Here is a 20,858-nt window from a genome sequence, read left to right on the forward strand (position 1 = left end):
TGTCGCGTCTAATCGCTAATACTGATCTACCGATAGATGGCGTCGATCAAGAGCCGGCTTGTGATCTCTGATAAATCGCAAAACAGGCTTCCGCCAGGGCTGAGCGCGGTGCGCTGCGGCGCATGATCAGCCCCAGGCGGCCAAGGGTTTGCGCGTTTGCAATCGGCTGCAGGCGCAGGTGTTCGGTCAAGGCTTCCAGGCCACCTTCCAGGGGCATGATGGCGCAACACAGGCCACCGTGGACGGCCTGCAACAATTGATGAACGGCATCGGTCTGCAGCAACGGTTGTGGGCTGAGGCCCCGGCTGTGGAAATTGTGGTCGATGGACTGGCGAAAGTGCATGCCGCTGGTGAGCATGCCCAGTGGCAACTCGATCAGCGCTTCCCAGCTCAAGGGCGTCTCGCCGAAAGTGAAGAAACGCTGGTCATATAGCAGGCCCATGCGGGTTTCGCTGAAGGCCAGCGAGTCGAAACGCTCGCCATCCAGGCGCTCGAGATAGGACACACCCAGGTCCAGGCGGTTGTTCGCCAGTTGTTCGAGGATTTGCTCGGAGCTCAGGGCCGACAGCTCGAAGCGCAGGTTCGGGTGTTCGCCGTGCAACTGGTGCAAGAGCGGCAGCGGATCGAAACTCGACAGCGGCACCACCCCCAGGCGCAGTGTGCCGACCAGGTTACCGCGACAGGCCGCAGCTTCCGCGTACAGGCCGTCATAGGCGGCCAGCACGGTGCGCGCCCAGGCCAGCACCCGCTCACCGGGGGCGGTAAAACCTTCGAAACGCTGGCCGCGATTGACCAGCGGCAGGTCCAGTTCTTCTTCCAGGCTGCGCAAGCGCATCGACAGGGTGGGCTGGGTGATGTGGCAGCGCGCGGCGGCCTGGCCGAAATGGCGGGTTTCGTCGAGGGCGATGAGGAATTTCAGCTGTTTGATGTCCATCTTCATTCCTGGGCGCGGTGAGGGACGGATTCTAGCGGTTGGGTTGCCGTGCGTCATTGGTCGGTTGGGAACCGCGTTGCGCAGAGTTGGTCTAGTCTTTCGCGACCGGACCTATTAAACCCAAGGAGAGTGCACCATGAGTCTTTTGAGCTTTGTGAAAGAAGCAGGCGAAAAACTGCTGGATCTGCTGACACCGGGTAACGCCAATGCGAGCGAGCAGTTGAAGGATCACATCGCGAAGGTCGGCCTGGGCAACCCGAATGTGCAGGCCACGGTGGATGGCGACAAGGTGACTGTGACGGGCGAAGTCAGCAGTCAGGAAGAGAAAGAGAAGATCCTCCTGGCGGTGGGCAACATTGCCGGCGTCGGCAGTGTCGATGACCAGATCACCGTGAGCGGGCCAGTGGTGGCCGCTGCACGCTTTGTAGTAGTGAAGAAGGGTGACACCCTCAGCGCGATTTCCCTGGCGGTGTATGGTTCGGCCAACCAGTACAACAAAATCTTCGAGGCCAACAAGCCGCTGTTGTCGCACCCGGACAAAATCTACCCGGGCCAGACGTTGCGTATTCCTGAGTAACCCTCAAGCCCGCTCCCACAGGGTTGATGCGCGCCCTGTGGGAGCGGGCCTGCTCGCGATGCAGGCGACCAGGTCTAAAGCCCCGCAATAAGCTCTTGATAATCCCCCACCGCGGCAAACTCGGCAGTGTCCTTGGGCCCTTTGCGGCTATCCGGCACGCTGACGGCCAATAAATGCGCCACACCAAAATCCCGCGCACTGCGCAGGATTGGCAAGGTGTCATCGATGAACAGGCTGCGGCTTGGGTCGAAGCCGATGTCGGCCTGCAACGCATCCCAGAACTGTCGGCTCTCCTTGGGGAAGCCATAGTCGTGGGAGCTGATCAAGCGCTCGAAGTAGGGCGCCAGCTCGATCCTTTCCAGTTTCAGCGACAGCGAATCGCGGTGGGCGTTGGTAATCAGGATGACCCGCTTGCCGGCCTGCTTGATCGCCGCCAGAAAGGTATCGGCATCCGGGCGCAGGGCGATCAGGTGAGCGGTTTCCAGCTTCAACTCGCGCACGGGCAAGCGCAGTTCACTGCTCCAGAAATCCAGGCAATACCATTGCAACTGACCGGCGTTGCGCTCGAACAACGGCTGCATTTCCAGCTCGGCCATGGCCCGGCTGATGCCGTGCAATTCGGCGTAGCGCTGGGGCAGGTGTTCCATCCAGAAATGGTTGTCGTAGTGCAGGTCCAGCAGCGTGCCGTCCATATCCAGCAGAACGGTATCGATGTCGCGCCAGGGCAGTGTGGGCATTGCAGGCTTCTCCAGCGGGAAACAGATATCCGGCATAAACAATCAGGAAAGGCCGGGTATAGTAACCCGTTCACGCCAAGGAGCCGCTATGCGCCAAAAACCCGAAGTCCTAGCCCGCGAGATCGTCGCCACCAGCCGCCTGTTTTGCGTGGAAGAGGTGCAACTGCGTTTCTCCAATGGCGTGGAGCGCACCTATGAGCGATTGGTCGGCAAGGGCGCCGGGTATGGCGCAGTGATGATTGTGGCGATGCTCGATGCCGACCATGCAGTACTGGTCGAAGAGTATTGCGGTGGTACCGATGCCTATGAGATGTCCTTGCCCAAGGGCCTGATCGAGCCGGGCGAGGATGTGCTGGCCGCTGCCGAGCGCGAGCTCAAGGAGGAGGCCGGTTTTGGCGCGCGGCAACTGGAGCACCTGACCGAGCTGTCGCTGTCGCCCGGTTACATGAGCCAGAAAATCCAGGTGGTGCTGGCCACCGAGCTCTACGAAGAGCGCCTGGAAGGAGACGAGCCGGAGCCGATGCGGGTTGACCGGGTCAATCTGCGCGAGCTGGCAGCGCTGGCGCAAAACCCGCAGTTCACCGAAGGCCGGGCCTTGGCGGCGCTGTACCTGGCCCGCGACCTGCTGACCCAGCGCGGAGCGTTCCAGCCATGAGGGATTTACCCCAGGCACACCCGTTGCTGGCGTCGGTGGTCGAGCTGGCGCTGCAGGCTGGCGAGGCGATCCTGCCGTTCTGGCGCACCGGTACCGAGGTGATGACCAAGACCGACGATTCGCCGGTCACCGCCGCCGACCTGGCGGCGCACCATGTGATTCTCGCGGGCCTGACGGCGCTTGATCCGAGCATCCCGGTGCTCTCGGAAGAAGACGCCAATATCCCGCAAGCCGTGCGTGCTGGCTGGCAGCGCTGGTGGCTGGTGGACCCGCTGGACGGCACCAAGGAGTTCATCGCCGGCAGTGAAGAATTCACCGTCAACATCGCGCTGATCGAGCAGGGGCGCGTGGTGTTTGGGGTGGTGTCGATGCCGACCAATGGCCGCTGCTATTTCGGCGGTGCCGGACTCGGCGCCTGGCGCGCCGACAAAGACAGCGCCGCGCTACCGATCCAGGTCCGCCAGGCGCCGGGGGCAGGCGAAGCCTTTACCGTGGTTGCCAGCCGCCGCCATTCCAGCCCGGAACAAGAGCGTTTGCTGGCGGGCTTGAGTGCCAGCCTGGGTGAGTTGCAGTTGGCGAATATCGGCAGCTCGCTGAAGTTCTGCCTGCTGGCCGAAGGCGCGGCGGATTGTTACCCGCGATTGGCGCCAACGTCCCAGTGGGATACCGCGGCAGCGCAAGGCGTGCTCGAAGGCGCGGGCGGCGAAGTGCTGGAGCTGAGCGGTGTGCCCTTCACCTACCCAGCCCGGGAATCCTTACTCAACAGCTTCTTCCTGGCCTTGCCGGCCAAGGCCTCGTGGCGGCAAAAGCTGCTGGAACTGGCTCGGGCCTGAACCAGCACCACTGCTCATGTTCTTCAGCGGTGCAACACATACTGCCCGCTGAAGGTCACCGCATCGTCATTGCTGTCGGCGTTGACGATGCGCGTTTGCAGGGTCAGGCGAGCCCGGCCATAACGCTGGTACATGGCCAGGAACTTGTTCCACACCGCCGCACTCGGTGCCGCGCAAATGGCAATCCCGTCGGTGGTCACCGGCAGCGGATAGCTGATGTGCCCTTCCTGGATCACGATGTGCCCGTCCTCGATGCCGGCTTCGCGCAGGCGCAGGTGCAACCAGCCCCAGCCGGCCAGCACGGCGGCGCAGTACAGGCTGCCACCGAACATGGTGCTCTTGTGGTTGACGTTGGCTGCCAGCGGTAGCTGCAGGCGCAACTGCCCGGACTGCCAGTCGAGCACCTTGAGGCCCATGTCCCGGGTCAGGGGGATGTCGTGGTGCAGGATCGATTCCAGGTAACGACTGTCGTGGTTCATGCGTGGGCCTCATGGTGGGTTGCCGGGATGACAGCTGGCGGGCTGTGGCTCAATCGAGCTCCTCGCCGCTGTTGTGGGCGCCGGCGGCGTCGGCGAAGTTCAGGCCGTGTTTGCGCAGTTTGTCATGCAGGGTCTTGCGCGGCACCCCCAGGGCTTCGGCGACGCTGCGCAGGGAGCTGTGGGAGCGTGCCAGTTCGGCGGCGATCAGGTTCTTCTCGAAACTTTCCACCTGCTCGCTGAGGTTGCCGCTGGGTTCGGCAGTCAGCGACACGGGACTGCCATCGTCGGCAGTGGAGTCGAGCGCCAGTTCCAGGCCGAGGGCAAAACGTTCGGCGGCATTCTGCAGCTCGCGCACATTGCCCGGCCAGCGATGGCGCAGCAGTAACGCACGTTGCCCCGGGAGCAGTTCGTGGGGCGCCAGGCCATGGCGTTCGCTGGCTTCATCGGCAAAGTGCTGGAACATCATCAGAGCATCTTCGCCGCGTTCACGCAGGGGTGGAATGCGCAGGGGTGCAACGTTCAGGCGGTAGTACAGGTCGGCACGAAAGCGCCCCTGGTCGGCCGATTGGCGCAGGTCTTCCTTGGTCGCGGCAATGATGCGGATGTCCAGCGGGATCAACTGATTGCCCCCCAGCCGCTCCACCACCCGCTCTTGCAGCAGACGCAGGAGCTTGACCTGTACGTCCAGGCTCATGCTCTCGATTTCATCGAGGAACAGCGTGCCGCCATTGGCGAATTCGAACTTGCCGATGCGTCGTTTCTGCGCCCCGGTGAACGCCCCCGGTTCGTGGCCAAACAGTTCGCTTTCGACCACCGACTCGGCCAATGCACCGGCGTTGATCGCGACGAAGGGGCCGTTGCGGCGGTTCGACAAGTCGTGCAGGGCGCGGGCCACCACTTCCTTGCCGGCGCCGGTCTCGCCGAGGATCAGCACATCGGCCTTGGTCGGGGCCAGCGCACCGATCTGCTCGCGCAGGCGCAGCATCGACGGCGAGTGACCGATCAACCGCGTGCTCAGTTCATTCCGATCGCTCAGGGCCAGGCGCAGGCTGCGGTTTTCCAAGACCAGGCGGCGCAGGGCCAGGGCCCGGCGCACGCTGTCGAGCAGGGCATCGCTGGCGAAGGGTTTTTCGAGGAAGTCATAGGCACCGGCGCGCATCGCCTGCACCGCCAAAGGCACGTCGCCGTGACCGGTAATCAGCAAGACCGGCAGCTCCGGGTCCTGGGCGTGCAGTTCGGCCAACAGCTCCAGGCCGTCCATGCCGGGCATGCGAATGTCGCTGACCACCACGCCGGGCCAGTCGCGCTCCAGGCGCGCGGCCAGGCCCTGGGCTTGCGCCAGCGGCAGAATCTTCAGCCCGGCCAGGTCCAGCGTTTGGCTCAGGGCCTGGCGCAGGTGCGGATCGTCGTCGATCAGTACCACTTCAATCCGATTGTCGATCAGGTTGCTCATTCACTGCGGTCCTCGGACGGTTGCAGGCTTACACCGGGTGCGCCAGCGCGCAGCCGCAGGGTGATCAGGGCGCCGCCTTCCTTGTGGTTGGCGAACGACAGTTCACCGCCGAAGGCGCGCATCAGGGTTTCGCAGATGGCCAGCCCCAGGCCAAGCCCCTGGGTGCGGGTCTTGGTGGTGTAGAACGGCTCGCTGGCGCGGCCCAGGGCTTCCATGCAGAACCCCGGGCCATTATCGCGAATGTACAGATTGACGCCCTCGGCGGTGGTTTCGGCACTCAACCAGAGTTTGCGCGGTGGACCTTTTTCGGTGAGGGCATCGAGCGCGTTGGCCAGCAGGTTGCCCAGCACCTGGCGCAGGCGGGTTTCGCCGGCCTCGACCCACAGCGCGGCGGCCGGCAGGTCGCGGATCAGCTCCACTTCCATGCTGCGGCGACGCTTGGCCAGCAACGCCAGGGCATCGTCCAGCGCCGGTTGCAGGGCGACGCTTTCCGGGGCATGGCGGTCGCGTCGGGCAAAGGCGCGCAGGTGGGCGATGATCGAGGCCATGCGCCCGGTCAGTTCGCTGATCAGCTTGAGGTTGCCGCGGGCATCGTCGGTGCGTTGATGATCGAGCAGTACCTCGGCGTTCTCGGCGTAGCTGCGGATCGCCGCCAGCGGTTGATTGAGTTCGTGGCTGATGCTCGCCGACATGGTGCCCAGCGCTGAGAGTTTGCCGGCCTGCACCAGGTCGTCCTGGGCGCGGACCAATTCCTGTTGCGCCTGCTCACGCTCCAGCACTTCTTCCCGGAGCCGGCGGTTGAGGCCTTCCAGGTCACTGGTGCGCTCGGCCACCCGGACTTCCAGTTCACGCCGGGTCTTGGCTTCGAAGTCGATGCGCTGCAGATAGTGGCGCCGGCGCTGCATCATCAGCCCCAGCAGCAACATCAGCACCAGCAGCGTCGCGCCGCCGATGGCCAGCACCGTGCGCACGGGGCGGTCGATCAGGGTCCTGGGCGCAAGAATGCTGACGCGCCAGCCGGTTTCATCGATCTGCTGGGTCTGGGTCAACCAGGCGTTCTGGTCGATCTGCAACGGTCGTGGATCGAGGGTCGGGTAGGGCTGCACGGCAGCGATGGCGGTGCGCTCGTCATCCGTCAGCGGCCGGCTTGCACGGAAGCGCCAATCCGCCCGCGAGGTGAGGATGACCACGCCATTGTGATCGGTTACCAGCAGTTGCTCCGGAGTCTTGCCCCACAGGCTTTCGGTGTGGTCGAGGTCGACCTTGATCACCAGCACGCCGAGTATTTCCTCGCCGTCGCGCACGGCGGCAGCGAAGTAATAACCACGTTTGGTGGAGGTGGTGCCCAAGCCGAAAAAGCGTCCGAGGCGCCCCTGCATGGCTTCGCTGAAGTAGGGGCGGAAGGCGAAGTTGCGGCCGATGAAGCTGTCCTGTTTGTCCCAGTTCGACGCGGCCAGCGTGTTGCCGCGCACGTCCATCAGGTACATGACCTCGGCCCCGGTCTGGGCGCTGATGTTTTTCAGGAAACGGTTGGCGTTGCCCTGGGTCACGCCATCGTCCGGCGCCCCGAGGACGGCGCGCAAGGCGGGCAGATCGCCGAGGATCTGCGGCAACACTTCGTAGCGGTGCAGGGTGCCCAGCAGGTTGGCGACGTACAGGTCCAGGGTCTGGCGGTTCTGTCCGGCCAGTTCGCTGCGGTAATAACGCTCGGCCAGGTGCTCCAGCGGCCACAGCAAGGGAGCGAGGCACAGGGCAAGCAAGGCCAGGCTGCGCCAACGGGGTCTGCGGGGGAGGGCTGGAGTCATGGGCATCGGGCATCGCCTGGGGGTACCGCTGCATTATGCCTAGGCTTGCGCGGCGAGACACTCGCGCAACGCGTTCCATCACGCTGACCGATCACTGACCGCTGCCGGGGGTTGCGTATCGCCCTGAGCAGTGGCGATATAGACGCCTTACAAAAATTCCAGGGGTCGTTGTATGTTGCTCGCCACGTTGATTCACCGCGCCAGTCTGGCCAGTCCGCAAGTCACCGCAGAACAAGCACTGGAGTTGCTGCGTGAGCACTACGGGCTGAGCGGGACGCTGCAGTCACTGGGCAGCCAGCAGGACCTCAACTATCGGCTCGACAGCGATCAGGGGCGCTTCGTCCTGAAAATCTGCCGTGGCGACTATGCCGCGCTGGAGCTTGAGGCTCAGCACGCTGCGCTCAAACACCTGGCGACACGCCCGGGGCTGCATGTGCCACGGGTCATCGCAGCGAAGAGCGGCGCCGACCTGCTGACCCTGGAGCTGGCCGGCCAGTCCCTGCACGTGCGCTTGCTCGACTACATCGACGGGCAATCCCTGACTCACCTCGATCACCTGGGCCATGAGGTGGTGGCCGGGTTCGGGCGGCTCTGCGGCGAAATGGACCTGGCCCTGGCCGGGTTCACCCATCCGGGGCTGGAGCGCACATTGCAGTGGGATGCCCGCCACGCCAGTGCACTGATCGAACACCTGCTGCCGGTAATCGGCGACCCACAGCAGCGCGAGCTGATCAGCGCCGCCGCCTTGCACGCCGAGCAGCGCTTGCGGCCCCTGCAGGCAAAGCTGCCGGTGCAGGCGATCCACATGGACATCACCGACGACAACGTGGTCTGGACGCGGGATGCGCAACGGCATTGGCAGTTGCAGGGGGTGATCGACTTCGGCGATCTGATCCGCACCTGGCGCATCACCGATCTGTCGGTGACCTGTGCGGCGCTGCTGCACCATGCCGATGGTGATCCCATGGTTATCCTGCCGGCGGTGCGCGCCTACCACGCGGTCAATCCGCTGCAGCGTGAAGAGTTGCAGGCACTCTGGCCACTGATTGTGGCGCGGGCGGCGGTGCTGGTGCTCAGCGGCGAACAGCAGGTGAGCATCGATCCGCAGAACCAGTACAGCCGCGACAACTTGAGCCACGAGTGGGAGATCTTCCGCGTCGCCACGTCGGTGCCTTTCGAGCTGATGGAAGCGGCGATCCTGGTGACTGCCGGCGAGTCGCTGCCGGTGATCGCCAGCCAGGGCTTTGCGCCCTTGCTGCCGAGCCTGGTGGGGCGCGAGTTCGCCTTGCTCGACCTGGGTGTGCTGAGTGCACACTTTGAAGCCGGTAACTGGGAGCAGGAGGGCATCGATCAGCGTCTACTGGCGCAAGCGGCTCTGGCTCACGGCCTGGCGGCCAGTCGCTACGGGCAGTACCGCCTGGCCCGGACCCGTCCGGACAGTGCGGTGGAACCGGACACCTACCCGCTGCACGTCGATTTGCAGGTGCCGATGGGCACTGCGATCGAGGCGCCGTTTGCGGGTGTCATCCACTTGAGCGCCGATGGCCGCCTGCAGCTCGACAGTGCCCAACTGAGCGTGCGCCTGTGGGGTGTCACCCCGTCGCTGCACAGTGGTGCCGCAGTGCTCAAGGGCCAGGTGCTGGGGGAGGCCGGCGGCGCGTTGCGGGTGCAATTGTGTCGTGGCGCCGAACTCGATCCGCCGCTGTTTTGCACGCCGTCCCGGGCCCCGGCCTGGCAAGCATTGTGCCCGTCTCCGGCGGCGTTGCTGGGGTTGGCCTGCGATGCCGAGGTCGAGCTCGATCCGCACACGTTGCTGGCCCGTCGGGATGCCAGCTTCGCCCGTTCGCAAAAGCACTATTACGTCGATCCGCCGCGCATCGAGCGGGGCTGGCGCAACCACCTGATCGACATGCAGGGCCGCTCCTATCTGGACATGCTCAACAACGTCGCGGTGCTGGGCCACGGTCACCCGCGCATGGCCGCCGAGGCCAGCCGGCAGTGGTCGCTGCTCAACACCAACTCGCGCTTTCACTATGCCGCCATCGCTGAATTCTCCGAGCGTCTGCTGGCGCTGGCGCCGGACTCGATGGACCGGGTGTTCCTGGTCAACAGCGGCAGCGAGGCCAACGACCTGGCGATTCGCCTGGCGTGGGCCTACAGCGGCGCTCGCGACATGCTCAGTGTGCTGGAGGCGTATCACGGCTGGACGGTGGGGGCGGACGCGGTGTCGACCTCAATCGCCGACAACCCGCAAGCGCTGAGCAGTCGCCCGGACTGGGTGCACCCGGTCACCGCGCCAAACACCTACCGGGGTGAGTTCCGCGGGCCCGACAGTGCGCCGGATTACGTGCGCAGCGTCGAGCACCACCTGGCTCGACTGGACGAGCAGAAGCGCCCGTTGGCGGGTTTCATCTGCGAGCCGGTGTATGGCAATGCCGGTGGTATCTCGTTGCCCGCGGGATACCTGCAGCAAGTCTATGGGCTGGTCCGCGCGCGGGGCGGGGTGTGCATCGCCGACGAGGTGCAGGTCGGTTATGGGCGCATGGGCAAGTTTTTCTGGGGCTTTGAAGAGCAGGGCGTGGTCCCGGACATCATCACCATGGCCAAGGGCATGGGCAATGGCCAGCCCTTGGGGGCGGTGATTACCCGTCGGGAAATTGCCCAAGCGCTGGAAGCCGAAGGCTACTTCTTCTCTTCGGCCGGTGGCAGCCCGGTGAGTTGCCGCATCGGCATGGCGGTGCTGGATGTGATGGAAGAAGAAAAGCTGTGGGAGAACGCCCAGGTCGTCGGCGGCTATTTCAAGGAACGCCTGGAGGCCTTGGTCGAGCGTTATCCGTTGGTCGGTGCGGTGCATGGCTCCGGTTTTTACCTGGGGGTGGAACTGGTCCGCAACCGCGAGACGCTCGAGCCGGCCACCGCAGAAACCGCCCTGCTGTGCGACCGCCTGCGCGAGCTGGGGATCTTCATGCAGCCGACCGGAGACTTCCTCAACGTCCTCAAGATCAAGCCGCCGATGGTCACGTCGCGCCAGAGTGTCGATTTTTTTGTCGACATGCTGGTGAAGGTGCTGGGCGAAGGCTTGTAAACCCGCGCTGGCGAGGGTGGCCGTTCGGCCGCCATCGCTGGCAAGCCAGCTCCCACAGGTTGAGGGGTGCCTGAAAAATCTTTGAGCCCCCAAAGTCATCCTGTGGGAGCGGGCTTGCCCGCGATGGAATCGGTCAATCAGCCACAAATGCCGATTATTATCGGTATTTATCGCTAAAAAAAGTTCTGTTCGCGTTACGGTCACTTCAAAAGCCGATTTTTATCGGTTATAAAGTCGCCTGACGCCGCGCTGTAAATTTCTGCGCCCGGCCGATCCCCTTACTGTCATCGGTCGATGCCACGCTCGACCCCCTGCACCCGCCCGGGAGATGATTCATGAGTCGTATCGTTACTGTCGCCGCTACCCAGATGGCCTGTTCCTGGGACCTTGAAGCCAACATCGAGACCGCCGAGAAGCTGGTCCGTGAGGCCGCGGGCAAGGGCGCGCAGATCATCCTGATCCAGGAGCTGTTCGAGGCCCCGTACTTCTGCCAGAAGCCGAACCCGGACTACCTGCAACTGGCGACCCGCGTTGAAGACAACGTGGCCATCAAGCACTTCCAGAAAGTCGCCAAGGAGTTGCAGGTGGTCCTGCCGATCAGCTTCTACGAGCTGGCTGGCCGGGCGCGCTTCAACAGCATCGCGATCATCGATGCCGATGGCAGCAACCTGGGGATTTATCGCAAGAGCCACATCCCCGATGGCCCTGGCTACCATGAAAAGTATTACTTCAACCCGGGCGACACCGGCTTCAAGGTGTGGAACACCCGCTACGCGAAAATTGGTGTGGGCATCTGCTGGGACCAGTGGTTCCCGGAGTGCGCCCGCAGCATGGCGCTGCTCGGCGCAGAGATCCTGTTCTACCCGACGGCTATCGGCAGCGAACCGCACGACAAAAGCATCTCCTCGCGCGACCACTGGCAGCGGGTACAGCAGGGCCATGCCGGTGCCAACCTGATGCCGTTGATCGCCAGCAACCGCATCGGCAACGAGGAACAGGACGGCTACGACATCACCTTCTACGGTTCTTCGTTCATCGCCAACCAGTTCGGCGAGAAGGTCGAGGAGCTCAACCAGACCGAAGAAGGCATACTGGTGCACAGTTTTGATCTGGATGAGCTGGAGCACATCCGCAGCGCCTGGGGTTCGTTCCGCGATCGGCGTCCGAACCTGTATGGCCCGCTGAAAACCCTAGACGGTTCCCTGGAGTCCTGATTGTTATGACCACTTTGCACAGCACCCCCCGCGCCGACGGTTTCTACATGCCGGCTGAATGGGCCCCCCAGACCCAGGCCTGGATGGTCTGGCCAGAGCGCCCGGACAACTGGCGCCTGGGCGGCAAGCCTGCACAAGCCGCCCACGTGGCAGTGGCCAAGGCCATTGCCCGCTTTGAACCGGTGACCGTTGCCGTGTCCGCCGGCCAATACGAAAACGCCCGCGCCCGCCTCGATGTACCGAATATTCGCCTGGTCGAGATGTCCAGTGATGACGCCTGGGTGCGTGATACCGGTCCGACGTTCGTCATCAACAACAGCGGTGAAGTGCGCGGCGTGCACTGGGACTTCAACGCCTGGGGCGGTTTCGACGGCGGCCTGTACTCGCCGTGGAACCGTGACGCGCAAGTCGCCGGCAAGATCCTCGAGATCGAGCGCAGTTCGCGTTACCGCACCGAGGGCTTCGTGCTCGAAGGCGGTTCGATCCACGTCGACGGTGAAGGCACGCTGATCACCACCGAAGAATGCCTGCTCAACCGCAATCGCAACGCGCACCTGAGCCGCAGCGAAATCGAAGCGGTGCTCAGCGCGCAACTGGCTGTGGATAAGATCATCTGGTTGCCGGACGGTCTGTACAACGACGAAACCGACGGCCATGTGGATAACTTCTGCTGCTACGTGCGTCCCGGCGAAGTGCTGCTGGCCTGGACGGATGACCCGCAGGACCCGAACTACCCACGTTGCCAGGCGGCCATGAACGTCCTGCAAAACAGCACCGACGCCAAGGGCCGCCCGTTTGTCGTGCACAAGATGCCGATCCCGGGGCCGCTGTATGCAACCGAGGAAGAATGCGCGGGAGTCGATCCGGTAGACGGCAGCCAGGAGCGTAATCCTTCGGTGCGCCTGGCCGGTTCCTACGTGAACTTCCTGATCGTCAACGGCGGCATCATTGCCCCCAGCTTTGACGATCCGCTGGATGGCCCGGCCAAGGAAATCCTGCAGAACCTGTTCCCGCAGCATGAAGTGGTGATGGTGCCGGGGCGTGAACTGTTACTGGGTGGCGGCAACATTCATTGCCTGACCCAACAGCAACCTGCGCCCCACAAAGGTTGAGTGAAGTTGTAACAGCCTGTGGCTGGCGATGAGCGGGCGTTTTAGCCCGCGTCATCGAGGCATTCACAGCCAGCCCGCAGCCCGAAAGGACTGCGGGCTTTTTTATAGCCGCACGTCGGGCTGCCAGGCGCCTTGGCATAGCTCTTGTATCGGTCCTGGGGTAAGTCCCGGGAATGTAGAGCTGCGATGTTCTGTCATAAACCTTGGATAAGTTGGCCGCTCAAGAACCGGGAGAGAGCGCTGCGATGAACAGGGTCAGCGAGCGGACAGCATATCCCTTGGCACTCAATGGCGAGTCGCTGCAAGTGCTGGCGCAATGGTTGAAGTCCAACGGAACGCGACAGGTCAGGGAACCCGACCCGCGCAGGATGATGATCGAGCGCTACCCCGCTGATTTTTTCAGCGAGGCAGAACTGGAAGCGCTGTGGGATGTGATGCAAGGATAGACAACAATGGATTGCTCAAGCGCTGCCCGGATGGCAGCGCTTTTTTTTGCCTTTAGAAACTGTAGGTCCCGGTGACGACCAGGCTGCGGGGTGCGCCAGGCTGGATCTGGTAGGCGCTGGTCGACGACTCGTAGTAAGTCTTGTCGCTGATGTTGTTCAGCGCCGCGCGCAGGTCCCAGTCCTTCTGGCGGAAACCGGCCAGGGCGTCCCAGCGGCCATAACCGGGCAGGACGGTGGTGTTGAGGTTGTCGGCATAACGATCGCCCACCAGGGTCAGGCCCGTCTCGGCGTACCAGCCCATCTCCGGTTTCCAGGTGATGAACAGGCTGCCGTTGCGCTTGGCGACGTTGCTGATGCGCTTGCCTTCAAAGCCGTTGTTGTCTTTCTCGACGGTGGCGTCCTGAAAGCCCATACCGCCGCGCACATACCAATTGCCGGTGATTTTCCCGGCGCCAGTCAGTTCGATACCGCGCGAACGTTGCACGCCGGTGAGCAGGGTCACGGTCGGATCGTTGGGATCGCTGGTGCGACGGTTGTAGAGTTCAAGTTCGTAGATCGCCAGGGTGGTGCTCAGGCGGTCGTCGAGCCAGTCGCTCTTCACGCCGATCTCTTTCTGCTTGGTCAGCTCGGGGCTCAGGTCGTTGACGTTGGTGGTCAGGCCCGGCGTGATGCCGATCAGGCCGCCACCGACGGGCGAGAAGGTCTTGCTCCAAGAGGCGTAGAACGAGTGGTTCTGCAGCGGGGTCCAGACCACACCGAGCCGTGGGCTGGTGCTGTGGCTGTCGCGGTCTTCGGAGATGTTCTTGAGCTGGTTGGTCGAGTCGATATCGAAGGTGTCATAACGCACGCCGGCCAGCAGTTGCCATTGATCGTTGAGGCGCAGTTGGTCCTGCAGGTAAATGGCGCGGCTTTCGACTTCGGTGTGGGAGTCGCTGAAGACCTGCATGCGCCCGGTGTGCACGATGTTCCGGTCGGGGTGGTACAGGTCCAGGTTCGGCACGGGGCTGTTGCCCGGTGGCGTGGTGGCCGCGTTGTACAGTTTCGGATCGCGGCGTTGGCTGCCCAGTTCCAGCCCGCTGAGCAGGCGATGCTCGAGGCCGAAGGTGCTGAAACCGCCTTCCAGTTCCAGGTTGTTGAACACATTGCGGGTGGTCAGGTCCTGTTGCCAATGCTGGCGAACCACCTGGTTGGTCGTGGTGTTCACATTGGTGACGTAGGTGTTGTCGAAATCACTGTTGAGCTTGAACACCCCCAGGGTGTGGCGCAGTTGCCAGTTGTCGGCAAGCTCGTAACTGAGTTTCGAGCGCAGGGATTGCGACTTGTCGTCGATGAAATCGTTATCGGTGCCGTAGGTGGTATCGCGGCCGACGTCGGCGGGCCGTCCGTTGATGGCCGGGATGCCGCGATCGGGCGTGCGGTTGTAGCGGCTGTATTCGTACTGCACCAACCAGTTCAGGTCCGGTGTCAGTTGCCAGCTCATCGACGGTGCGAACAGTTGGCGGCTGCCACTGACGCCGTCGCGGAAGCTGTTTTCATCCAGGTTGCCCATGTTCAGGCGCAGGCTGAGGTTTTCGCTCGGGTCGGTGCTCAGGTCGGCATACAGGCTGCGCATGTCCTCGCTGCCGCCCTGGGCTTCGATGGTCGAGCGGCGGCCGAACTCTGGCAACTTGCTCACCCGGTTGACGATCCCGCCCTGGCTGCCACGGCCGTACAGCACTGCGGCCGGGCCTTTGAGCACTTCAATGCGCTCGATGTTGTGCAAGTCGCGCACGTACTGGCTGTCGTCGCGGATGCCGTCGAGGTAGAAGTCGTTACTGGCGTCGAAACCGCGAATGCGCAAGCTGTCGAAGCGCGTGTCGGCGCCGCTGCTGACGTTGGGGATGCCGCCCAGGGCCGTGCCCAGGTCGTTGGTGCCGTAGTCGGAGAGGTTGGCGGTTTTTACCGAGTCGATGGCCTGCGGGACGTAGCGCACCGGGGTGGCGGTGCGGGTCGCGGTGCTGACTTCCTTGACCCGAGGGTCGTCGACTTCGTCCGCTTCGGCGCTGATCGAGGTGGCAGGCAATTCAGTGGTGGCAGCGTAGGTAAAACCGCCGGTCAACGAGGCAAACAGCCCCAGGGTGACGGACGTAAGACGGAAGGGGGCAGGCATTTGAAACGCATCCGGAGGGGTAGGTCATTCGAGGGTGCGAATGGTAATGCTTGCTATTTACTTCCGTTAATTATTCCTGATGCCTTGCCTGAATTGATTGTTACTAATTATTTCATTGGCGATTCGACCGCTCTGTGCAACAAACCAAGTCGCGAGGCGAGGTTTTTCCAGGATCGCGTCCGGCATAACCTGCTTGCCACTAATTCTGACCCTTTGCTGGAGCCCCGGATGTCTGGCCCGACCCTTCATTACATTTACGATCCCTTGTGTGGCTGGTGCTATGGCGCTAAACCCCTGGTGCAGGCAGCGCAGGCGGTTTTGCCGGTTTTGCTGCACGGCGGCGGCATGATGACCGGAGCCAACCGGCAGCCGGTGAGTGCGCAATTGCGTGACTATGTGATGCCCCACGACCGGCGAATTGCCGAGTACAGCGGGCAACCGTTTGGCCAGGCTTATTTCGACGGCCTGCTGCGCGATCATTCGGCAGTCTTCGATTCGGCGCCACCGACCGCAGCAGTGCTGGCAGCGGAACGTCTTGGTGGTCGTGGCCTGGAACTGCTCGGGTGCTTGCAGAGTGCACACTATGTGCAAGGTCGGCGCATTGCCGAAGAGGCGGTGCTGCGGGAACTGGCCACCGCCATCGGCCTGGACGCCGAGGCCTTTGATGCTGAGTTCAAACAGGTCCTGGCCAACGAGTTGCAGGTCCACTTCAAGCACAGCCGGGGGCTGCTGGCAGAGGTTGGCGGGCAAGGGTTTCCGACGCTGGTGCTGGAGCAGGGCGGGCAGTTTTCTCTGATCGATATCGGCCCTTGGCTGGGCAAGCCTGAAGCCTTTGCCCAATGGCTGGGCCAGTCGCTGAAACAGCCTGCGCTTGATAGCGCGGCAGTGGCTCCGACCTGTGGGCTGGACGGTTGTGCCCATTGATCGTGCGGGCTCAGCGGCTTATCCACGAGTCTATGAGTACCGCCGGCAACTGATTTCTTAGACAATTTTCGTCTTATTACAGACGATTCACGAAATTGACACACAGTTACATGCGCGGATAGGATTCGCCCCAACGCCTGTGGCACGTAGCCACGACTCAAAACAATAAAAAAGGGCCCGCCACGCTTTTGTGTGGGCGGGCCCTTTTGTTTAGGGATGAAAAAAGAGCGCAAAAGCAGCCATTTCAGCCAGCGGTCACAGCGCGTATCAACCCGTAATAAGGAAAATAACATGTTGAATAAGCGTATTAGTCTGATCGCACTGGGGATGTTGAGCGCGACTCAAGCAATGGCCAATGACCAAGCTGAGTCCAAGGGTTTTGTTGAAGACAGCAGCCTGAAAGTGCTGCTGCGCAACGCCTACATCAATCGCGATTACAAGGATGGTAACGACGATAAGGCCGAATGGGGCCAGGCTGCCATTGGCACCTTCTCCTCGGGCTTCACCCAGGGCACCGTCGGTGTTGGTGTGGACGCTTTCGGTCTGTACGCTCTGCGCCTGGACGGCGGCAAGGGTCGTAGCGGTGCCGGTGGCATCGACTTCTTCAAGCAAGGCGACAGCGGCGCTGCAGCCAACGACCTGTCCAAGGCTGGCGCGGCGGTGAAATTCCGTCTGTCGAGCACCGTGCTGACCTACGGTGACCAGATGCCGGCCCTGCCGGTGCTGAACTACGACAACTCCCGCCTGCTGCCGGAAAGCTACACCGGTACCCTGATCACTTCCAAAGAGATCGAAGGCCTGGAACTGAACGCCGGTCGTTTCACTGCCGAGTCGCGTAAAAGCGCCGAAGGCCGTGACAGCGGTGGCCTGAAGTCGATCAACGTGTTGGGCGGTAGCTACCAGTTCACCGAGCAGTTCAAGGGCGCGCTGTACGCTTCCGACGTCGAAGACGTGCTGAAGAAGCAGTACATCAACCTGAACTACGTGTTCCCGCTGGCCAGCGATCAGTCCCTGACCCTGGACCTGAACGGCTACCGCACCAAGCTGGAAGACTCCTACGTTCGTGAAAGCGGCGCCACTGGCGACGACAACAAGATCTGGAGCCTGGCAGGCACCTTCGCCACTGGTCCGCACTCTTTCACCCTGGCGCACCAGCGCAGCACCGGTGACAGCAACCTGGGCTACGCCTACGGCGGCTACCAGAAAGACCAGGGTCGTGTCGGTGACGGTGGCAACACCATCTACCTGGCCAACTCCTACTGGTCCGACTTCAACGCTGAAGACGAGCGCAGCTGGCAGTTGGGCTACGGCCTCGACTTCGGCGCTTTCGGCGTGCCAGGCCTGACCTACAACGTGGCTTACGTGCGTGGTGACAACATCACCACCTCCACCAGCACCGGTGGCACCGAGCGCGAAATCTTCAACCAGTTCAAGTACGTGGTCCAGAGCGGCCCGGCCAAAGACCTGAGCGTGAAGCTGCGTAGCTCGATCCTGCGCGTGTCGCAGAAATCCAGCGAGTACAACGTCAGCGGCAACGAGCTGCGGGTGTACGTGGATTACCCGATCAACGTGTTCTGATAAAGCATGCGTGATCGCGGCCTGATACCAGGCTGAAAAAAAGCCCCGACTGGTTCGGGGCTTTTTATTGGCGTTGAAAAAGGCCGCCTACGTCTTGTGGGAGCGAGCCTGCTCGCGATGGACGTCAACGATAACGCGTACTTCTGGACAGGCGCGTTGTCCTTGAAGTCATCGCGAGCGGGCTCGCTCCTACAGGCGTAGGCGGCCGATCAATCACTCGACAGCGCTCGTCAACTCCGGGTTACCGAAGCCTTTGAGTTCTGCGTTGGACTTGGCGAAGTACTGGCTCCAGAAACCTTCAAGGTTCTGGATCATCTTGCCGCTGCGGTAGCCGTTTTTGATCTGGGTCGGCACAAATGCCGCCCCATGCACATAGATCCGGGCCCCGCCAAAGTCAGCCAGCAGGTTCTGCTTTTCGACCTTCGCCAGCTCCACGCCGGGATTGATCTCGCGGATCCCGTTGTTGGTGTAGAAGCTGCCGAAGTCGCTGTATTCGAGCATGTCGGACATCAGCAGGATGACGTTCTCATTGACCCCTTCGGCGCTCTTGAGGTCGTCGCCGATGGACTTCAGGCTGAACAGGATTTCACTGCGCGGGATGTCCGAGCTGGACTTGCCCATGGCGCTGGCGAAGGCCTTGCCGAAGCGCTGATAGAAGACGGTCGATTGGCCCTTCATGCAGCTGTCGAACTTGCGGCTGGCCATCATCGGCACATCGCCGAGCACTGCCGGGTCGATCGGCTTTTCAAGTTCGCCGGCAAACTGCAGGCGCGTGTAATGGCCGTCGAGGTAGGCGCTGAACGAGTACAGGCGCAGCTTGTCGCCGGGCTGCAGGAAGCGCTTGATGTGGCCCCAGGCGGTTTTCTGCAGGTCCTGGGTCAGCGGCGTGGTCTGGTCGACCACCACCGTCAACATGCGCCCGGAAGGCGCACTGCGAAACTGCTCGATCTTGGTCTGGGCGTAGCAGCTCGGCACATCATTGCGCTCCGCTGCCACCAGGGCAGCGGGCACGAATGCCAGAGCCAGCAGCAGGCTCTTGAACTTCATCAGACCTCCTGCTTATCGAGCATTTGCAGCTTGCGCGCGCGACGGATAATGGCGGCGTCCACGCCTTTTTTGTTGGCCACGTAGTCGATGTCATCTTCATCGAAGGCGGTCAGGTCGCCGAAGGCGTTGTGGTCGAAGGTGGTGGTCGATGGAGCAGCTGCGGGTGCTGGTGCGGCGACGGGCGTAGGAGCCGGGGCGGCTTCCACGGTGACGGCCACGACCTGGGCGACTACCGGTGCAGGGGCTGGAGCTGCTGTGGGTGCAGGCGCTGGAGCAACGTAGAAGATTTTCAGGGAGTTGAAGCTCTGCTTCAAACCAACCAACTCTGGATCTTTGTCATCGATCTGCTCAAGACGTGGCATGGCCTGGGCGATCAATTGGTTTATCTTCGCATCGTCGCCCGCCTTAATGGCAGCATTCACATCGCTCATGATCTGATTGAGATAGTTCAGGATAAGTTGGCGAGCCTGAGTCCGGGTACCCGCTTCACCGTCTTTGATACCTTTGCGCGCGGCCTTGTCATCTTCCTCGTTGATGAAGGCCTTGAAGTTGCGGCTCGACAAGTCCTCGCGCAACTTTGTCTCGTCTTCACCACCAATGCGGAACACTTTCATTTGCAGGCCTTGCAGTGTGCCCAGTGAAGCCTGTGCATCGTTGGCGACGCTGCGGGCTTTTCTGGCGTGATAACGCATGTACTCATCGGCGCTGGAAAATTTGTGGACCAACTCCCAGGCCCTGCGTGAGTGAATACCGGCAAACCCGTAAATGTATGCCAGGTAAGTCGAGGTCGCCTGGATGAAGATGAACAGCCCGCTCAAGACGGCAAAGGTCACCAGGGATGCACGGTGCAGGGCATCGATCTGGTCCTGCGCCGATTTACCTGCGGCGCTATCGGACATCGCCTGCATGTCGTCCGGAAGTGGCACGCCATCGTTGCTCGGGAAGTCGTCAGCGGACTGGCTGATGGCAGGAGGGTTGGCAATCAGGTCGGTTTCCTGAGCGTTGAGGGTTTCGGTACGAACCCAGAAAGCCGCTGCAGCCAGGCCGATAATAAATACGCCATAACCGATAAGAACACCGAAGCTCTTGATGGGCATGCCGTCTTTCTTATCCACTTTGACCCGGTTGAGCATCTGCTGATACTCGGGCAGCTCGCTATCACTTTTGGTGTTGTCGAGGGTGATGACACCCTTGCCGGTGAAGTCGCCTTCGCTACCACTGCGGCGCAGGCTTTGGTAGGACATGATGTGATCAATGACGCTGTTTTTGTACAGCACCCGACCCGCGAACTCGGAGAGGAACAAGCCAATGATCGAGATCACCAGGCCGATGGCGAACGCACCGGCCATCGCGGTGTTTGGCGTGGCCAGGGTCAGGGCGAAGGGCGCCAGGGCAAAACCGAAGGCCGTGGCCTCGATCAGCATCAGGATGATAATCAAGCTCCACAAACCAAGACCTTTCTCGTGGCGACCATCCTCATGAATTTTGCCCAGGTAGTCCTGGTTGCGATGGAAGGCCGCTTCCGACGGTTGGTGATCGCGATAGTAGGCTTCGTAAAAATGGCACAACTCGCTTTCCGACGATAGAAAACCCAGGGCCTTGGGATTCTCTTCGGACGGGGCTTCCTTTGTGCCTGGGTTCTTGACCCAGTGGCGAATCCGGCCAAAACCCGGCATGCGAATGCGCAGGTTCATCCACCAGTATTTGAAGGATGACCAGTAAACAATGACCGGAATGGCCATCAGCGTGGTGAACACGACCGGAATGATCACATACCAGTACGCGGTAAAAAACGCGCGGAAAATCTCGAGCATGGGTGGGTTCCTTTCT

At 62.1% G+C, this 20,858-nt stretch carries 17 protein-coding genes; 9 read left to right on the forward strand and 8 right to left on the reverse strand.

Annotated features, from left to right (window positions below):
* Positions 1 to 46 precede the first annotated feature (46 nt).
* The gene (locus tag ACM6IP_RS11630; RefSeq protein WP_320333419.1) at positions 47 to 934 is read right to left on the reverse strand and encodes a LysR family transcriptional regulator; all 888 of its coding nucleotides are present in this window, start codon (positions 932 to 934) and stop codon (positions 47 to 49) included.
* 136 nt (positions 935 to 1,070) lie between these two features.
* On the opposite strand from ACM6IP_RS11630, the gene lysM reads away from it, so the two are divergent.
* Positions 1,071 to 1,511, forward strand: coding sequence for a peptidoglycan-binding protein LysM (lysM, locus tag ACM6IP_RS11635; protein WP_159993154.1), 441 nt, complete (start codon positions 1,071 to 1,073; stop codon positions 1,509 to 1,511).
* Positions 1,512 to 1,585: 74 nt separating this feature from the next.
* Here the strand turns inward: lysM and yrfG are convergent, their stop codons facing one another.
* Complete coding sequence (gene yrfG, locus ACM6IP_RS11640) at positions 1,586 to 2,248, reverse strand: GMP/IMP nucleotidase (protein ID WP_095167441.1); 663 nt, start codon at positions 2,246 to 2,248, stop codon at positions 1,586 to 1,588.
* An 88-nt stretch (positions 2,249 to 2,336) separates the two neighbouring features.
* On the opposite strand from yrfG, the gene nudE reads away from it, so the two are divergent.
* Both nudE and cysQ read left to right on the forward strand, forming a co-directional pair.
* Positions 2,337 to 2,903: an ADP compounds hydrolase NudE gene (gene nudE, locus ACM6IP_RS11645; RefSeq protein WP_095167439.1), complete on the forward strand. Its 567-nt coding sequence runs from the start codon at positions 2,337 to 2,339 to the stop codon at positions 2,901 to 2,903.
* On the forward strand, positions 2,900 to 3,736 hold the full coding sequence (gene cysQ, locus ACM6IP_RS11650; RefSeq protein ID WP_320333421.1) for a 3'(2'),5'-bisphosphate nucleotidase CysQ: 837 nt from the start codon (positions 2,900 to 2,902) through the stop codon (positions 3,734 to 3,736). The genes nudE and cysQ overlap by 4 nt, the downstream gene beginning before the upstream one ends.
* A gap of 23 nt (positions 3,737 to 3,759) precedes the next feature.
* On the opposite strand, the gene ACM6IP_RS11655 is transcribed toward cysQ, so the two are convergent.
* From ACM6IP_RS11655 to ACM6IP_RS11665, 3 genes are read right to left on the reverse strand one after another with little or no spacing between them, the layout of a single operon-like run.
* On the reverse strand, positions 3,760 to 4,215 hold the full coding sequence (locus tag ACM6IP_RS11655) for a YiiD C-terminal domain-containing protein (protein WP_095167435.1): 456 nt from the start codon (positions 4,213 to 4,215) through the stop codon (positions 3,760 to 3,762).
* A gap of 49 nt (positions 4,216 to 4,264) precedes the next feature.
* On the reverse strand, positions 4,265 to 5,668 hold the full coding sequence (locus ACM6IP_RS11660; RefSeq protein WP_095167433.1) for a sigma-54-dependent transcriptional regulator: 1,404 nt from the start codon (positions 5,666 to 5,668) through the stop codon (positions 4,265 to 4,267).
* Positions 5,665 to 7,473, reverse strand: coding sequence for a sensor histidine kinase (locus ACM6IP_RS11665; protein ID WP_095167524.1), 1,809 nt, complete (start codon positions 7,471 to 7,473; stop codon positions 5,665 to 5,667). The genes ACM6IP_RS11660 and ACM6IP_RS11665 overlap by 4 nt, the downstream gene beginning before the upstream one ends.
* 172 nt (positions 7,474 to 7,645) lie before the next feature.
* On the opposite strand from ACM6IP_RS11665, the gene ACM6IP_RS11670 reads away from it, so the two are divergent.
* From ACM6IP_RS11670 to ACM6IP_RS11685, 4 genes are all read left to right on the forward strand, one after another.
* Positions 7,646 to 10,558 (forward strand): aminotransferase, encoded by a 2,913-nt coding sequence (locus ACM6IP_RS11670; RefSeq protein WP_414861528.1) that lies wholly within the window; start codon positions 7,646 to 7,648, stop codon positions 10,556 to 10,558.
* Between the two features lie 335 nt (positions 10,559 to 10,893).
* Positions 10,894 to 11,772 (forward strand): N-carbamoylputrescine amidase, encoded by an 879-nt coding sequence (aguB, locus tag ACM6IP_RS11675; RefSeq protein ID WP_095167429.1) that lies wholly within the window; start codon positions 10,894 to 10,896, stop codon positions 11,770 to 11,772.
* Between the two features lie 5 nt (positions 11,773 to 11,777).
* Positions 11,778 to 12,884, forward strand: a complete 1,107-nt coding sequence (aguA, locus tag ACM6IP_RS11680; protein WP_095167427.1) for an agmatine deiminase — start codon at positions 11,778 to 11,780, stop codon at positions 12,882 to 12,884.
* A 245-nt stretch (positions 12,885 to 13,129) separates the two neighbouring features.
* Positions 13,130 to 13,330, forward strand: a complete 201-nt coding sequence (locus ACM6IP_RS11685; RefSeq protein ID WP_414861529.1) for a hypothetical protein — start codon at positions 13,130 to 13,132, stop codon at positions 13,328 to 13,330.
* A 52-nt stretch (positions 13,331 to 13,382) separates the two neighbouring features.
* On the opposite strand, the gene ACM6IP_RS11690 is transcribed toward ACM6IP_RS11685, so the two are convergent.
* A complete protein-coding gene (locus ACM6IP_RS11690; protein WP_401126437.1) occupies positions 13,383 to 15,479 on the reverse strand; it encodes a TonB-dependent receptor in 2,097 nt (698 codons plus the stop codon).
* A 228-nt stretch (positions 15,480 to 15,707) separates the two neighbouring features.
* Here ACM6IP_RS11690 and ACM6IP_RS11695 point away from each other — a divergent pair, with 228 nt between their 5' ends.
* The gene (locus ACM6IP_RS11695; RefSeq protein ID WP_414861530.1) at positions 15,708 to 16,403 is read left to right on the forward strand and encodes a DsbA family protein; all 696 of its coding nucleotides are present in this window, start codon (positions 15,708 to 15,710) and stop codon (positions 16,401 to 16,403) included.
* A gap of 291 nt (positions 16,404 to 16,694) precedes the next feature.
* Positions 16,695 to 17,981, forward strand: coding sequence for an OprD family porin (locus tag ACM6IP_RS11700; RefSeq protein ID WP_095167420.1), 1,287 nt, complete (start codon positions 16,695 to 16,697; stop codon positions 17,979 to 17,981).
* A gap of 213 nt (positions 17,982 to 18,194) precedes the next feature.
* On the opposite strand, the gene ACM6IP_RS11705 is transcribed toward ACM6IP_RS11700, so the two are convergent.
* Positions 18,195 to 19,028, reverse strand: coding sequence for a hypothetical protein (locus tag ACM6IP_RS11705; RefSeq protein WP_414861531.1), 834 nt, complete (start codon positions 19,026 to 19,028; stop codon positions 18,195 to 18,197).
* Positions 19,028 to 20,842, reverse strand: coding sequence for a hypothetical protein (locus tag ACM6IP_RS11710; protein WP_414861532.1), 1,815 nt, complete (start codon positions 20,840 to 20,842; stop codon positions 19,028 to 19,030). The genes ACM6IP_RS11705 and ACM6IP_RS11710 overlap by 1 nt, the downstream gene beginning before the upstream one ends.
* Positions 20,843 to 20,858 lie beyond the last annotated feature (16 nt).

The sequence above is a fragment of the Pseudomonas sp. IT-P176 genome, assembly GCF_949767245.1.
In the GTDB taxonomy this organism is placed as follows: domain Bacteria; phylum Pseudomonadota; class Gammaproteobacteria; order Pseudomonadales; family Pseudomonadaceae; genus Aquipseudomonas.

Bases quoted from the DNA above. Each gene is read 5' to 3' on its own strand.
- ACM6IP_RS11700 (WP_095167420.1), top strand. From the start codon at position 16,695: ATGTTGAATAAGCGTATTAGTCTGATCGCACTGGGGATGTTGAGCGCG.
- ACM6IP_RS11685 (WP_414861529.1), top strand. From the start codon at position 13,130: ATGAACAGGGTCAGCGAGCGGACAGCATATCCCTTGGCACTCAATGGC.
- ACM6IP_RS11670 (WP_414861528.1), top strand. From the start codon at position 7,646: ATGTTGCTCGCCACGTTGATTCACCGCGCCAGTCTGGCCAGTCCGCAA.
- yrfG (WP_095167441.1), bottom strand. From the start codon at position 2,248: ATGCCCACACTGCCCTGGCGCGACATCGATACCGTTCTGCTGGATATG.
- ACM6IP_RS11705 (WP_414861531.1), bottom strand. From the start codon at position 19,028: ATGAAGTTCAAGAGCCTGCTGCTGGCTCTGGCATTCGTGCCCGCTGCC.
- lysM (WP_159993154.1), top strand. From the start codon at position 1,071: ATGAGTCTTTTGAGCTTTGTGAAAGAAGCAGGCGAAAAACTGCTGGAT.
- ACM6IP_RS11660 (WP_095167433.1), bottom strand. From the start codon at position 5,668: ATGAGCAACCTGATCGACAATCGGATTGAAGTGGTACTGATCGACGAC.
- ACM6IP_RS11655 (WP_095167435.1), bottom strand. From the start codon at position 4,215: ATGAACCACGACAGTCGTTACCTGGAATCGATCCTGCACCACGACATC.
- nudE (WP_095167439.1), top strand. From the start codon at position 2,337: ATGCGCCAAAAACCCGAAGTCCTAGCCCGCGAGATCGTCGCCACCAGC.
- ACM6IP_RS11665 (WP_095167524.1), bottom strand. From the start codon at position 7,473: ATGACTCCAGCCCTCCCCCGCAGACCCCGTTGGCGCAGCCTGGCCTTG.
- ACM6IP_RS11695 (WP_414861530.1), top strand. From the start codon at position 15,708: ATGTCTGGCCCGACCCTTCATTACATTTACGATCCCTTGTGTGGCTGG.
- ACM6IP_RS11710 (WP_414861532.1), bottom strand. From the start codon at position 20,842: ATGCTCGAGATTTTCCGCGCGTTTTTTACCGCGTACTGGTATGTGATC.
- aguA (WP_095167427.1), top strand. From the start codon at position 11,778: ATGACCACTTTGCACAGCACCCCCCGCGCCGACGGTTTCTACATGCCG.
- cysQ (WP_320333421.1), top strand. From the start codon at position 2,900: ATGAGGGATTTACCCCAGGCACACCCGTTGCTGGCGTCGGTGGTCGAG.
- aguB (WP_095167429.1), top strand. From the start codon at position 10,894: ATGAGTCGTATCGTTACTGTCGCCGCTACCCAGATGGCCTGTTCCTGG.
- ACM6IP_RS11690 (WP_401126437.1), bottom strand. From the start codon at position 15,479: ATGCCTGCCCCCTTCCGTCTTACGTCCGTCACCCTGGGGCTGTTTGCC.
- ACM6IP_RS11630 (WP_320333419.1), bottom strand. From the start codon at position 934: ATGGACATCAAACAGCTGAAATTCCTCATCGCCCTCGACGAAACCCGC.